The sequence below is a fragment of the Microbacterium sp. A93 genome (assembly GCF_051842835.1).
Genome location: NZ_JBPXMT010000009.1, coordinates 219807 through 232476, shown reverse-complemented (window position 1 = coordinate 232476; position 12670 = coordinate 219807). Strand labels below are relative to the sequence as shown.

The following is a 12670-nucleotide window of genomic DNA, read 5'->3' as shown; positions in this document are numbered from 1 at the left end:
GAACTATGATTCGACCATGCCCACTCTCCTTCCACCCCAAACTGAATTCAAGTCTTCAGATCTCAGCCGCGCTTCTGCGGAGGTCTTCGCAGCTGCTTCAGACCATCCAGTCACAGTCACGCGGCGCGATGGAGAGTCTCTCGTCTTGATGACGGACAGCCACGATCAAGCGCGGCGGAAGCTCTTGGAACTCGCCGCCCAGCTCATCGCGGCCGCTACCGACTCCAACGGCACGCTCGCGGAACGAATGACGAAGCTCTTTCCCTGGATGCTGGCCCTCACTGAGGAGGACAGGAACACCTGTGCGCAGCAGATTCTCGACGCTGCCCGAGCATCGTTCTCTACAGAACAACCTCACTTGGCCATCGCCGAACTGACCTCATGGCGAGAGACCGCCACCGCGATTGCTGCCGGCCTACACAGCACCGAAGTTGAGTGGTTCGACGAGATGCCGGCCGTCGAGCGCCCCCGCCTCTCACGGCCCTCAACCTGACTACCCGTCCAGGAACAGGTCCCGCTCCAGGGTCTCCGCCGGACCGCCGTAGACCGAGAGGTCGGTGATCCCGGCCTCGGCGAGCACCTCGTCGTCGAGGAAGAAGTTCCCCGTGCACTCCACCGGGTCCCGCGTGAGGATCTCCCAGGCGGCATCGGCCATAATCTCCGGGGTACGGGAGCGGGCCGCCATCTGCTCCCCACCGAGCAGGTTGCGCACGGCCGCCGTGGCGATGGTGGTCCGCGGCCACAGGCTGTTTGCGGCGATCGACTGCCCGCGCAGCTCCTCGGCCAGCCCGAGGGTCACCAGGGACATCCCGTACTTGGCGATCGTGTAGCCCAGGTGCCGCCCGGCCCACTGCGAGTTGAGGTTCAGCGGCGGGCTCAGCGTCAGGATGTGGGCAGCCCGGGACGTCTCCAGCCAGGGCAGCGCCGTCTTGGCCAGCAGGAACGAGCCCCGCGTATTGATGTCCTGCATCAGGTCGTACTTTTTCATCGGCAGCTCGGCGGTGCCGGACAGGTCGATGGCGCTGGCGTTGTTGACCACCACGTCGATCCCGCCGAAGCGCTCCGCGGTGCGGGCGACCGCATCGGCGACCGAGCCGTCGTCGCGCACATCCCCGACGATCGCCAGCGCCTGCCCGCCGGCCTCCTCAATGGCCTCCGCCGCCGAATACACGGTGCCCTCGAGCTTCGGGTGCGGCTCGGACGTCTTGGCCAGCAGGGCCACGTTCGCCCCGTCCCGCGCGGCTCGCAGGGCGATGGCCAGTCCGATGCCCCGGCTGCCCCCGGACATCAGCAGGGTGCGGCCGGCCAGGGCCCGCTCGGAGTTGGGACGGGCGGTGGTCTCGGTCATGGGAATCCCTCCGTGGTCGGGTGGTCGGGTGGTCTGGGGGTCGTGGTCAGGTGAACCGGGAGTAGTCCGGTTTCCGTCGTTCGGCGAAGGCGGCGAAGGCCTCGCGGGCCTCCGGGCTGCCCAGACGCCCGGCGAACTCGGCCACCTCGCGGTCGATGATGGCGGTCAGTCCCTCCGCGTCCCGCATCAGGCGCTTGGTGGCGGCGAGCGACCCCGGTGGCCGGGCGGCCAGGGTCGCGGCCACCTGCTGCGCCGTCTCGTGGAGTTCCGCCGCCGGGACCAGCCGGTTCGCCAGGCCCGAGGCCACGGCATCCTCGGCGGACAGCGGCTCGGCGAGCGCGAACATCCCGAAGGCGCGGGCGTGGCCGATGCGCTGGGGCAGCAACACGGTGGAGGCGGCCTCCGGCACGAGGGCGAGGTCCACGAACGGGGTGATGAGGGTGGCCCCCTCGGCCAGGACCACGTAGTCCGCGTGCAGCAGCATGGTGGTCCCCACCCCGACCGCCTTGCCCTGGACCGCGGCGACGATCGGCGTGGTGCTGGCCGCCAGGGCGTGGAGGAACCGCCAGACCGCCATCTGTCCGGTGACGCCCGACGCCGGCCCCTCGCCCGGGGTGCCCGAGGTTCGGTTGGGCGTGTGGCCGGCAGCCTGGTCGGCTGTCTGGCCGGCAGTCGGTGGGGTGGTCTGTTCGGTGATCTGGGCGGCCAGGCGGGAGAAGTCCGCGATGTCGTTGCCCGCGCTGAAGAGGTCTCCCTCGGCCCGGAGCACCACCACCCTGACCTGCGGATCATCCTCCGCGCGCTCGATCGCCCCGGCGAGCGTGCCGTACATCTGCTCCGTCAGGGCGTTCTTCTTGGCGGGGCGGTTCAGGGTGACGGTGAGGACGGCGTCCTGCAGCTCGACGACGATGTCCTGTGACATGGAGTGGCTCCTTGACGATGGCGAGCCGGCCCCCGTGGCGTGATGCCGGTCTCATCCTCCGATCATGGCACGGAGTCACCCTTAGCGCGTCCGCGGCTCGTGGTCTGATGGATAGCTGCCCACGCACACACCTGACCGGGAGGAGCCCCGCCCATGATGGGAGCGCACCATGCCGCCTGCGGGGCGGCGGCCTGGGTGCTGCTCGCCGCGGACTATACGGTCCCGCTCGGGCCGCTGGCCGGCGTCGGGCCCTTCGGTTCAGATTCTGTGCTGGTGTTGCCCGAAGCGATCCCGCTGGGCTTCGGGCTGCTGGACGGGATCACGGATCTGGGGGTCCTCACCGGCGCCATCGTGGCCGCCGGCGCCGCCCTGTTGCCGGATGCCGACCACCGCAACGCCTCGATCGCGCACTCCCTGCCGCCGGTGTCCGAGTGGATCTGCCGGGAGGTGGGCGCGGTGGCCGGTGGGCACCGCAACGGCACCCACTCGCTGCTGGGGCTGGCCGCCTTCACCCTGCTGGCTTGGCTGCTGTCCCTGCTGGCCGTGCCGACCACCACGGGCACACTGCAGCTCGGCGCCGGGCTGGGGACCGTGCTGCTGGCCTCCTTCGCGGTCAAGGCGCTGACGTTCGTGCCGGACCGCGCCAGGAGGGTCCCGTGGCTGGTGGCCGTGCCCCTGGGCGTCCTCGTGTCCGTGGGGATGGGTGACCAGGGTGGGCTCTTCGTGGCAGCCGTGGCCCTGGGCGCGGCGGTGCACGTGGCCGGGGACATGCTAACGGACGGCGGTTGCAACCTGCTCTGGCCCGCCGCCCTGAAGCCACCGCAGGCCCTCACCAGGATCCCGGTGGTCAAGGAGCTGTGGAGCAGCGGCGGGCGGATGAAGGTGCCGGTCCTGGGCCCCACCGGCTCACGCCGCGAGTGGGCCCTTGCCGCGGTGGTCTCGCTGGTGGCGGTGGTGGGTCTCTTGATGGCGCTGATCGGCGTGGTGAGCAGCTAGGACTCGCCGGGGCCTGTGGGGCGTGGTGGTCCACCGATGACCTTGTACACGCGGTGCTTGGCCCCGGGATGGAAACCGTGACGCAGGTACTGCCGGTACAGCGCCTGCGTGCCGGCGGTCGCACCGACCACCGCCCCAGCCGGCGGGACCTGGCTGACCACCCGCCGGGCGAGCTGGATTCCGGTCAGGCGGGCGCCGGGAAGCTGCGCCAGGCCGGCGAGCTCCCATCGCGGCCCGGCAGGGGTTTCAGCACCGAACGGGGACACTGCCCCTCCCCCACGGGGCAGCAGGAACACGGCCCCGAGGAACAGCACCACGGGCACCCCGAGGATCGTGAGCAGCGTCCACAGGCCGGGAAACAGGAGGAAGAGCAGCACCGGGACCGTGAGGCTGATGCCGAAGATCACCCCCATGATCGGCAGCACCAGGAACACGTCGAGGAGGGGATCCGAGCGGTACAGGAGCACCATGCCGGTGCGGGTCCGATCCAGGAACAGCCCGCGGCGCACGGCACCGGCGATCACCGACAGCAGGGTCCAAGGCAGCGCCAGCGGTGCGAACAGGGCGTGGGGAGTGAACGCGCGGGCCATGATCCATGCAGCGCGAAGCACATTGCGAGAGGGCTGCACCGCACTCATGTTTGCAGTAGACACGGGCGGGGATTCCGGCCCAGAAGGGCATTGGAGGTGAACCGCCTCGGGTGTCGCTCACATGTCACCCGATCATCCTACCGACAGCGCCCCGTCCCTGATGCGCCCCCTCCTATCCCTCCTAGACTCATGGACCCCTGCCGGCCTGACCCCCGGTATGAACTATTCAGGGCACTGCGTCGTGACGATCCGGTGGATCGCGTCCCGCTCAGCCGAGGTCACCCACAGCTCGTACTTGGCCTTGACGGCCGTCTGGCGGGCTACGTAGTCACACCGGAACCCGCGGTTCGGCGGCAGCCAGGTCGCGGCGTCGCCGTCGCCCTTGGCTGAGTTGGTGGGCCCGTCCACCGCGAGGAGGTTGAGTGGGTCGTTGGCGAACTCGACCCGCTCGTCCGGGTCCATGAGTTGGGCCCCCTTCTGCCAGGCATCGGACACCGCGACGACGTGGTCGATCTGCACCTCGGTGCTGGTGTCCTGCCCGCGGACGAACTCGATGACCTCCCCCGTGAAGGGATCCTCGAGGTGGCCCGAGAGGATCACGCAGCCCTGCGTCCCGGGCTTCGCCACGGCATCCTCGAGGTCACGGCGCAGGATGTCATTGCGGGCGTCGCAGCCGTTCCGGTCCGGGTCCTTCCACCCGCGGCCGAAATGGTCGCGGTCATACCCCGTCCGGGGCGCCCGGCCCTTCACAGCCACGGTCTCCAGTTGGGCGAGGACGTCTGATTGCCGGGCTTCCGGCCGGTTGACGGCAGGGTCGGAGGATTCAGACTCGGCAGGGGGCGGGGCCCCTGCTTCCTCGACGGTGCAGCCCGTCAACCCCACGGCCAGCAGCAATCCGAGGGCGGCGTACCGGCGCATCACCATACGACGGACGGGTGGGCAGAGCCCGCCCTGGGACATTGATGCATGCTCCCACGATGCCACGCATCCCGGCTGCCGTACGCCTGTACCCACTTTCCCTTGAGGTTCTGAACAATAGAGGATGTCCGGCGATCACCCCTGATTCGCCATTCACGAGGGAATCGACTACTGATTAATATCAAGCCACATGATATTGTCATCGAACATTCCATCCGTGATGCACCTCACTCACCCGGGAGATCACCATGAAGCTCAGCCGTCTCAGCACCGCAGCCCTGGCCGGCCTGGCCGCCCTCACCCTCGTGTCCTGCTCCGCCGGAGGCGGTGACACCGGCGGTGAAGCCAGCCCCGGTTCGGGCGGGGCCACCGAGGCCACCACCGGCGAGGTCAACACCGAGGCCCCGGTCTACGATCAGCTGCCGCAGGCCATCCAGGATGCGGGGGCCATCACCATCGCCGGTGACACCCACCCGCCCTACCGGACCATCGAGGAGAGCGGCGAGATCACGGGGATCGACCCGGACATCCAGGCCGCCCTCGCGGAGCAGCTCGGCGTGCCCTTCACCATCCAGACCTCCTCCGGGCTGGACGCCATGCTGACCGGCATGCTCTCCGGCCGCTATGACGCCTTCAACGGCCCGGTCCGCACCACCCCGGAGCGTGAGGAGGACTTCGACGCCGTGGTCTGGATGACCACCCGCACCTCCTACCTGTACCTGGCCGAGCGGCAGGACGAGCTGGGCGATCCGGAGGCCGTCTGTGGGGCCCGCGTGGCCGGGGTCACCGGCTCCGTCACCGAGAGCCAGCTGGAGCACTACACCGAGTGGTGCGAGGGCGAGGGCCTGGAGGCCCCCGAGTTCATCGGCCTGGAAGACACCAACTCCACCTTCCTCGCCCTGCAGTCCGACCGCGCGGACTATGCGGGGACCACCCAGACCGCCGCCATCGACTTCCAGTCCCAGAACGAGGGCACCTTCGAGTACCTCGTCCAGTCGGACGAGCAGGGCGCGGGCGTGGACCAGCTGGCCATGTTCATGCCCAAGGACAACGAGCTCGCCCCGGCCATGCTCGCCGCCTTCGAGGGCATCTTCGAGAACGGCGAGTATGACCGGATCATGTCCGAGTGGGAGCTGGACGACGTCACGGTGGAGGCCCCGACCCTGAACCCGATGACCGAGTCCGGCGAATGACACTCACGGAGACCCCCATGAACCCTCCCACTCCGTCCGCCCACTCCGGCCCGTATGCGCCATCCGCCCCCGCGGTGCGCACCGACGCCGTGGACGTGGCCCAGGCCCGCCCCCGGGTCCGGCCGCTGCGCATCCTCGGGACCGCCGTGCTGGTCCTGGTGGTCTTCGGCATCCTGTCCTTCCTAGTCACCAACGAGCGGTTCGAATGGCCGGTGGTGGCCGAGTACCTCTTCAACCCCAGCGTGCTGCTCGGACTGGTGACGAGCGTGCTGCTGATGGTGGTGGCCATGGTGCTCGGCACCGCCCTGGGCACCGTCCTGGCCGCCGGCCAGCTCAGCGACTACTGGCCCGTGCGGACGGCGTGCCTGACGTTCGTCGGCTTCTTCCGCGGGGTCCCGCCCCTGGTGCAGCTGATCTTCTGGTACAACCTGGCCTACCTGCTCCCCCGCATCTCCGTGGGGGTGCCGTTCGGCCCCGAACTGTTCAGCTGGTCCACCAATGACCTGATCACCCCGCTGACCGCGGCCATCATCGGACTGTCCCTGCACGAGGCCGCCTACATGGCGGAGATCATCCGCGCGGGCATCCTCTCCGTGGACCAGGGCCAGCATGACGCCTCGGCGGCCATGGGCTTCAGCCGCTGGCACTCCTTCACCCGGATCGTGCTGCCCCAGGCCATGCGCGTCATCATCCCGCCGACCGGCTCCCAGGTCATCGCCACCCTCAAGGGCACCTCCCTGGTCAGCGTCATCGCGATGGGCGATCTGCTGCACGCCGTGCAGGTCGTCTACAACCGCACCTATGACGTGGTGCCCATGCTGATCGTGGCCGTGATCTGGTACCTCGTGGCCGTGACCGTCCTGACCTTCTTCCAGCGCAAGGTCGAGGACTACTACAGCCGCGGCGCCACCCGCACCGCCCCCAAGGCCATCGCAGAGTCCGGGCCCGACGCCGGCCCGGCCGGTTCCGCGGCAGCGAACCGGAACGAGGAGAACCAGTGATGAACGGACCCGACACGACCACGGCCCCTGACCGTCAGGACCGCGCCCCCCAGGCTCCCGCCACCCGCGTCCTGGAGGTCGTGGGGCTGCGCAAGCACTTCGGTGACCTCGTAGCCTTGGACGGCATCGACCTGACCGTCAACGAGGGCGAGGTGGTGGCCATCCTGGGCCCCTCCGGCTCCGGCAAGTCCACCCTCGTGCGGTGCCTGGACCAGCTGGAGACCATCAACGGCGGTGCCATGTACCTGGACGGGGAGCTGCTCGGCTTCGAGCAGGGCAAGACCTTGCGCCCGCTCACCGACGCGGGCGTGCGGGCCCAGCGCCGGCGGATGAGCATGGTGTTCCAGCAGTTCAACCTGTTCCCGCACTGGACCGTGCTGCGCAACGTCACCGAGGCGCCCATCGCCGTCCACGGCATCTCCCCCGCCCGGGCCAAAGAGAAGGCCCTGGACCTGCTGGCCAAGGTGGGGCTCTCGGATAAGGCGAAGGCGTACCCGCGTCAGCTCTCGGGCGGCCAGCAGCAACGCGTGGCCATCGCCCGCGCCGTGGCCGTGGAGCCCCGCGTGCTGCTCTTCGACGAGCCCACCAGCGCCCTGGACCCGGAGCTGATCGACGAGGTCCTCCAGACCATGAAGGCCCTGGCCGCCACCGGGCGGACCATGGTGGTGGTCACCCACGAGATGGAGTTCGCCCGCGAGGTCGCGGACCGCTGCATCTTCATGGCCGAGGGCCGGGTCATCGAGGACCGGCCCGCCGAGGCGTTCTTCCGTGACCCGCAGACCGACCGGCTGCGCTCCTTCCTGGCCCGCTCGATGCGCGCGAACGCCGACCACGCTGATCTCGCCGGCCCCGACTCCGCCGTCGAAGCCGACCAGGCCGACCAGGCCAACGGAGACGGACAGCCGTGACCGGGACGACCACGCTGATGGCCACCGGGGACCTGGTCCTGGAGCGGGCGGACGCCACGTCCCTGCTGGAGGCCGCGGCCCCCGTGCTGACCGGGGCGGATCTGGTCATCGGCCACCTCGAGGTCCCGCACACCGAGTCCACGTCCACCATGTCCACGGACGTGCCCGCCCTACCGGCCCCGCCCTCAGCCCTGGACGCCGTGGCCGCCGCCGGATTCCACGTGCTGACCCTGGCCGGCAACCACGTCTACGACTCCGGCGAGCAGGGCATCGAGGACACCCGACGGCACTGCCGTGACCGGGGCCTGGCCACCACCGGAGCCGGCGGGAACCTCGATGAGGCGTGGGAGCCGGCGGTCGCCGAGCTCGCAAACCACCGGGTCGTGGTGCTCAGCGTCAACTGCGTGGGACCGCGCGAGTCCTGGGCCGGCAGCGCCAAGGCAGGCTGCGCCTGGATCGAGGTCGTCACGCACTACGAACCCCGCGGCGCCAACCCGGGCGGGCCACCGCGCGTCTACACCTTCGCCGAGCCGCGGTCACTGGCGGCCTTCACCGAGCGGGTGGCGGGCCAGGTCCGGGAGGGCACGGCCGTCGTCGTGTCCCTGCACCAGGGGCTGGTCCACCAGCCCGTGGAGATCGCCGCGTACCAGTACGAGATCGCCCATGCGGCAATCGACGCCGGTGCCGTGGCCGTCTTCTCCCACCATGCCCACGTACTCAAAGGGATCGAGGCCTACCGGGGCCGGCCGATCTTCCACGGGCTCGGCAACTTCGCCACCGTGACGAAGGCGCTGGGCGGTGCCCCGGGCGACTCTCCGGAGCGGCGGTCGTGGGCCCGGGAACGGACCCGGCTGTTCGGCTTCAAGCCGGATCCGGCGATGCCCGAGTACCCCTTCCACCCCGAGAGCCGGAACACCGTGATCGCCGCCATCACGCTGGGCCCGGACGGGACGGTGGGCGCGGCGGCCATCCCCTGCTGGATCGACGACGACGCGCGCCCGGTCCCCGTGACCCGCGCCGCCGGCGGACAACAGGTCGGCGACTACCTGACACGCATCACCCGTGAAGCCGGCCTGGACACCGTCCTGGGCTGGAGCGGGGACCGATTGAGCATCCACTTGGAGGAGACATCCCGATGAGCACCCGACCACAGCCCTTAGCGGGCAAGACCGTGATCGACCTGACCACCGCGCTGGCCGGCCCCTACGCCACCCTGTTGCTGGCCGGGCTGGGCGCCCGCGTGATCAAGGTGGAGAACCCCACCCGCGGCGGGGACACCTCCCGCAACAACTCCCCCTACGTGACCTCCGAGGGCATCAGCGTGCGCCGCACCTCGGAGGACGACATGTCCGTCTCCATGATGCTCCGCGGCCGGGGCAAGGAGTCGGTGACGCTGAACCTCAAGCATCCGCAGAGCCGTCAGGTGCTGTTCGACCTCATCTCCGAGGCGGACATCGTGGTGGAGAACTACAGCGCCGGGGTGACCAAGCGCCTGGGCGTGGACTACGCCAGCGTCCGCCACCTCAACGAGAAGCTCGTCTACACCTCCATCAGCGGCTTCGGTGCCGGCACGGACAACGGGGACCGCAAGGCCATGGACACCATTGTCCAGGCGCTCAGCGGCGTGATGATGACCGCCGGGGAGCCCGGTCAGCCCCCGGTGCGGTTCGGGCTGCCGATCGGGGACCTGACCGCGCCGCTGTTCGCCGTCATCGGCACCCTGAGCGCGGTGCTGCAGGCCGAGCACACGGGCCAGGGCCAGCACGTGGACGTCTCCATGCTCGGCGCCCTGACCTCGCTGGTGGCGTGCGAACCGTTCGACGCCCTGGAGTCGATCGGCTTCCCGCTGCGCACCGGTGCCTACGTCCCCCGGCTGGCCCCCTTCGGTACCTTCCGGGCCGCCGACGGCTACTTCGCCATCTGCGCGCCCACCGACCAGTTCGCGGCCGGCGTGCTGCGGGCCATCGACCGTGCGGACCTGCTGGAGTCCGAGGACTTCGGCACCCGGGACGCCCGGGTGGCCAACGCCGACCGCCTGCACGGGCTGATCGCCGGCTGGGCCGCGGAGCAGCCCCTGGCCGAGGTGCTCGAGGCCCTCACCAGCCAGGGCGCCCCCGCGGCACCGGTCCGGACCACCGCCGAGGCCGTGCGGGACCCCCAGGTGGTCGCCCGCGGTGAGGTGGTGCCGCTGGTCCACCCCAAGTTCGGCCACTTCGACGGGCTCTTCGGCTCCGGGGTGCCCATGGTCCTCTCCGGCAGCACCACCTCGCTGGACGCCCCGGCCCCGTACCTGGGTGAGCACACGGACGCGATCCTGGGTTCCCTGGGCTACGACCCGGCCCGGATCGAGGGACTGCGCACCGCGGGTGTGCTGTGACGGCAGGCTCTCCGGCTCCGGAGGGGACCGCGCCGCGGATCGGGGTCATCGGGGCGGATGTGCCCCGGCACCTGGTCCTGGCCGCCGGCGCCACCCCCGTCCGTCTGACCGGGGCCTGGAGCGGAGAGGTCTCCCGGGAGGCCGGTGAACTCCTCGGGGCCGCCGACGTGGTGGCCGCCCGGGTCCTGGACTCGGTGCTCTCCGGCGACCATGACGGGCTGGAGGGGCTGGTGGTCTGCAACGACTCCATGGCCCACCTGCGGGTCTTCTACGTGCTGCGCGTGCTGGCCGAGCGCGGCCGCGTGGCCTTCCCGGTCCACCTGCTGGACACCCCCCGCGGCGGTGGCACACACCGCAACCGCTTCGTGGCCCGCCAGTACGAACGCCTGACCGATTTCGTCTCCGGGGGTACGGGCACACCGGTGGACGCCACCACCCTGGCCGAGGCCGCTGCCCGAGAGAACCTCCTGGGCCGGGCCCTGGAACGGGTGCGGGAGCGCCGCCGGGACCGCACGCTGTCCGGCACCGCCGCCCTGGGCTGTTATGCCGCCGCCGCCCAGAAGACCCCGGAGGAGGCACTGGCTGACATCACCACCCTCCTGGCCATCGGGGACGCCCCGGACGCGGCACTCGGCGAGGCAGTGCCCGTGTTCATGACCGGCAGCTCGCACCCGGACGCCACGGTGTACGCGGCCCTGGAGCAGGCCGGGATCCTGGTGGTGGGCGAAGACCATGACACCGGGGACAACGCCTGGATCGGCGAGGCGGTGGAACCCAGCCAGGCGTCAGCCTCCCGCCAGGCGCAAAGTGACCCCACCCCCACCGTTGTGACGCGGTCAGGTCATTCTGCGCCCGGAGAGGGCGGGGGGCTGGAAGACGTCGTCCAGACCCTGACCGAGCGGCACGCGCTGCGTCCACCCGCGGCCGCCCGGTCCCTGGCCGCCGAACGGACCCGGCATCTGCTCGAGGCGGTCCACCAGTCTGGTGCCGCCGGGGTGGTGTCCCTCGTACGGGACCTCGACGACGGCCCGGCCTGGGACCTGGCCGACCACCGCGCCGCGCTGGCCGGCAGCGGGACCTGGCTGGCCGGCGTCGTGCAGATCCCCGCCGACGGGGTCCGGGACGCGACCGCCGAACTCGTCTCCACCATCCAGCAGCAGTCCGGGAGGACCCCGCAGTGACCGAGACCCGACTCCGCTCCGCCGTGGCCGCCACCGCCTACCAGAAGGACTGGTTCCAGTCGGTGCGGCAGCGGGCCGCGGCCGGCGAGCCCATCGCCCTGCTGAACGCCGACGCCCCGCACGAGGTGTTCCGCGCCCTGGACATCCCCTACGTGGTCACGCAGTGGTGGTCCTCGATCATCGCCGCCAAACGTGCCGGCACCCCCTCCATGGAACGTCTGGCGGCCGCCGGGCTGCCCGATTTCAGCCTGCAGTATGACGCCATGCCGCTGGGCGAGCAGCTGCTCCCGGCCGGCGAGCGCCCCTGGGGCGGGCTGCCGACCCCGCGCTTCGCCGTGGCCGAACGCAGCGGGGACGTCACCGCCAAGATCTTCGAGCAGTGGGGCCGGGCCGAGGGCACGGAGACGTTCCTGCTCTCCCGCACGGGCGCGGACCCGGTGCCGGACCGGTGGTGGGAGCTGGTGCCGCGCGACTGGGAGCAGGCCTTCGGCACCGACCGTCTGGACCTGCTGCAGGGCGAGATCGAGGACCTCATCGGCTGGCTCGAGGAGCGCACCGGTCGCAGGCTGGAGATGGACCGGTTGGCGGAGATCATGGCCTTGGGCAACGAGCAGGCGCAGTGGAACCGGCGGACCCGGGACCTGATCGCCGCCGCCCGTCCCACCCCGGTGCTGGTCAATGACACGATGCCCGCGGTCATGGCCCCCCAGTGGCAGCGCGGCACCCAGTGGGCGGTGGATGCCGCCCGGGCCCTGTACGAGGAGACGGAGCAGCGGGTGGCGGACGGCGTGGCCGTGTGCCCCGGGGAGCGGCGGCGGCTGATGTGGGTGGGCCGCGGGCTGTGGTCCGACTTGGGCCTGTACACGCGGTTCCAGGAGGAGTTCGGGGCCGTGTTCGTGTGGTCCATGTACCTGGCGATCGCCGCGGACGGCTACCTGCGCTACGGCGAGGACCCCGTGCGGACGCTGGCCGCCCGCTTCGTGGGGATCACCGACCAGCTCTACGTGCCGCCGTGGTCCGCCCAGTGGTACGTCAAGGAGGCCCTGAGCCACGGCGTTCACGGGGTGGTGCACCTCGTGGCCGATGACACCCCCGGCAGCGGCTTCATCACCGAGGCCCTGGAGGCGGAGGGGATCCCCGTGCTGGAGATCCGGGCCAACAACGCGGACCAGCGCTCCAGCACGGCGGCCCGCATCCCCGAGCGGATGGCCGAGTTCATCCGCACCCGCCTCTGAC

General features: G+C 70.7%; 13 protein-coding genes. 9 read left to right on the top strand and 4 right to left on the bottom strand.

Going from position 1 to position 12670, the window contains the following annotated elements:
* The first annotated feature begins 16 nt into the window (after nt 1–16).
* Complete coding sequence (locus ACSU1G_RS22275) at nt 17–493, top strand: prevent-host-death protein (RefSeq protein WP_439282211.1); 477 nt, start codon at nt 17–19, stop codon at nt 491–493.
* Here ACSU1G_RS22275 and ACSU1G_RS22270 read toward each other — a convergent pair whose 3' ends face one another.
* Together ACSU1G_RS22270 and ACSU1G_RS22265 are read right to left on the bottom strand one after the other, a co-directional pair.
* Nucleotides 494–1348, bottom strand: coding sequence for an SDR family oxidoreductase (locus ACSU1G_RS22270; RefSeq protein ID WP_439282210.1), 855 nt, complete (start codon nt 1346–1348; stop codon nt 494–496).
* 46 nt (nt 1349–1394) lie between these two features.
* Nucleotides 1395–2270 carry an enoyl-CoA hydratase-related protein gene (locus tag ACSU1G_RS22265; protein ID WP_439282209.1) on the bottom strand — a complete coding sequence of 292 codons (876 nt, stop codon included), beginning with the start codon at nt 2268–2270 and terminating at the stop codon, nt 1395–1397.
* A 153-nt stretch (nt 2271–2423) separates the two neighbouring features.
* Here ACSU1G_RS22265 and ACSU1G_RS22260 point away from each other — a divergent pair, with 153 nt between their 5' ends.
* Entirely contained in the window at nt 2424–3266 is an 843-nt protein-coding gene (locus ACSU1G_RS22260; protein ID WP_439282208.1) for a metal-dependent hydrolase, read from the top strand.
* On the opposite strand, the gene ACSU1G_RS22255 is transcribed toward ACSU1G_RS22260, so the two are convergent.
* Both ACSU1G_RS22255 and ACSU1G_RS22250 read right to left on the bottom strand, forming a co-directional pair.
* On the bottom strand, nt 3263–3904 hold the full coding sequence (locus ACSU1G_RS22255; protein ID WP_439282207.1) for a hypothetical protein: 642 nt from the start codon (nt 3902–3904) through the stop codon (nt 3263–3265). The two genes, ACSU1G_RS22260 and ACSU1G_RS22255, sit on opposite strands and share 4 nt — an antisense overlap.
* Before the next feature lie 174 nt (nt 3905–4078).
* The gene (locus ACSU1G_RS22250) at nt 4079–4816 is read right to left on the bottom strand and encodes an HNH endonuclease family protein (RefSeq protein WP_439282206.1); all 738 of its coding nucleotides are present in this window, start codon (nt 4814–4816) and stop codon (nt 4079–4081) included.
* Nucleotides 4817–5022: 206 nt separating this feature from the next.
* Here ACSU1G_RS22250 and ACSU1G_RS22245 point away from each other — a divergent pair, with 206 nt between their 5' ends.
* The 7 genes from ACSU1G_RS22245 to ACSU1G_RS22215 are packed head-to-tail and all read left to right on the top strand — an operon-like array spanning nt 5023 to nt 12669.
* Nucleotides 5023–5967 carry a transporter substrate-binding domain-containing protein gene (locus ACSU1G_RS22245; RefSeq protein ID WP_439282205.1) on the top strand — a complete coding sequence of 315 codons (945 nt, stop codon included), beginning with the start codon at nt 5023–5025 and terminating at the stop codon, nt 5965–5967.
* Nucleotides 5968–5984: 17 nt separating this feature from the next.
* Complete coding sequence (locus ACSU1G_RS22240) at nt 5985–6968, top strand: amino acid ABC transporter permease (RefSeq protein ID WP_439282204.1); 984 nt, start codon at nt 5985–5987, stop codon at nt 6966–6968.
* On the top strand, nt 6968–7876 hold the full coding sequence (locus ACSU1G_RS22235; protein WP_439282203.1) for an amino acid ABC transporter ATP-binding protein: 909 nt from the start codon (nt 6968–6970) through the stop codon (nt 7874–7876). Before ACSU1G_RS22240 ends, ACSU1G_RS22235 begins: the two co-directional genes overlap by 1 nt.
* Nucleotides 7873–9015 (top strand): CapA family protein, encoded by a 1143-nt coding sequence (locus ACSU1G_RS22230; protein WP_439282202.1) that lies wholly within the window; start codon nt 7873–7875, stop codon nt 9013–9015. Before ACSU1G_RS22235 ends, ACSU1G_RS22230 begins: the two co-directional genes overlap by 4 nt.
* A complete protein-coding gene (locus ACSU1G_RS22225; RefSeq protein ID WP_439282201.1) occupies nt 9012–10253 on the top strand; it encodes a CaiB/BaiF CoA transferase family protein in 1242 nt (413 codons plus the stop codon). Before ACSU1G_RS22230 ends, ACSU1G_RS22225 begins: the two co-directional genes overlap by 4 nt.
* The gene (locus ACSU1G_RS22220) at nt 10250–11434 is read left to right on the top strand and encodes a 2-hydroxyacyl-CoA dehydratase (protein ID WP_439282200.1); all 1185 of its coding nucleotides are present in this window, start codon (nt 10250–10252) and stop codon (nt 11432–11434) included. The genes ACSU1G_RS22225 and ACSU1G_RS22220 overlap by 4 nt, the downstream gene beginning before the upstream one ends.
* Entirely contained in the window at nt 11431–12669 is a 1239-nt protein-coding gene (locus tag ACSU1G_RS22215) for a 2-hydroxyacyl-CoA dehydratase (RefSeq protein WP_439282199.1), read from the top strand. Before ACSU1G_RS22220 ends, ACSU1G_RS22215 begins: the two co-directional genes overlap by 4 nt.
* Nucleotide 12670 lies beyond the last annotated feature (1 nt).

Excerpts from the sequence above, each read along its gene's own strand:
- ACSU1G_RS22275 (WP_439282211.1), top strand. The coding sequence starts at position 17 with ATGCCCACTCTCCTTCCACCCCAAACTGAATTCAAGTCTTCAGATCTC.
- ACSU1G_RS22270 (WP_439282210.1), bottom strand. The coding sequence starts at position 1,348 with ATGACCGAGACCACCGCCCGTCCCAACTCCGAGCGGGCCCTGGCCGGC.
- ACSU1G_RS22265 (WP_439282209.1), bottom strand. The coding sequence starts at position 2,270 with ATGTCACAGGACATCGTCGTCGAGCTGCAGGACGCCGTCCTCACCGTC.
- ACSU1G_RS22260 (WP_439282208.1), top strand. The coding sequence starts at position 2,424 with ATGATGGGAGCGCACCATGCCGCCTGCGGGGCGGCGGCCTGGGTGCTG.
- ACSU1G_RS22255 (WP_439282207.1), bottom strand. The coding sequence starts at position 3,904 with ATGAGTGCGGTGCAGCCCTCTCGCAATGTGCTTCGCGCTGCATGGATC.
- ACSU1G_RS22250 (WP_439282206.1), bottom strand. The coding sequence starts at position 4,816 with ATGTCCCAGGGCGGGCTCTGCCCACCCGTCCGTCGTATGGTGATGCGC.
- ACSU1G_RS22245 (WP_439282205.1), top strand. The coding sequence starts at position 5,023 with ATGAAGCTCAGCCGTCTCAGCACCGCAGCCCTGGCCGGCCTGGCCGCC.
- ACSU1G_RS22240 (WP_439282204.1), top strand. The coding sequence starts at position 5,985 with ATGAACCCTCCCACTCCGTCCGCCCACTCCGGCCCGTATGCGCCATCC.
- ACSU1G_RS22235 (WP_439282203.1), top strand. The coding sequence starts at position 6,968 with ATGAACGGACCCGACACGACCACGGCCCCTGACCGTCAGGACCGCGCC.
- ACSU1G_RS22225 (WP_439282201.1), top strand. The coding sequence starts at position 9,012 with ATGAGCACCCGACCACAGCCCTTAGCGGGCAAGACCGTGATCGACCTG.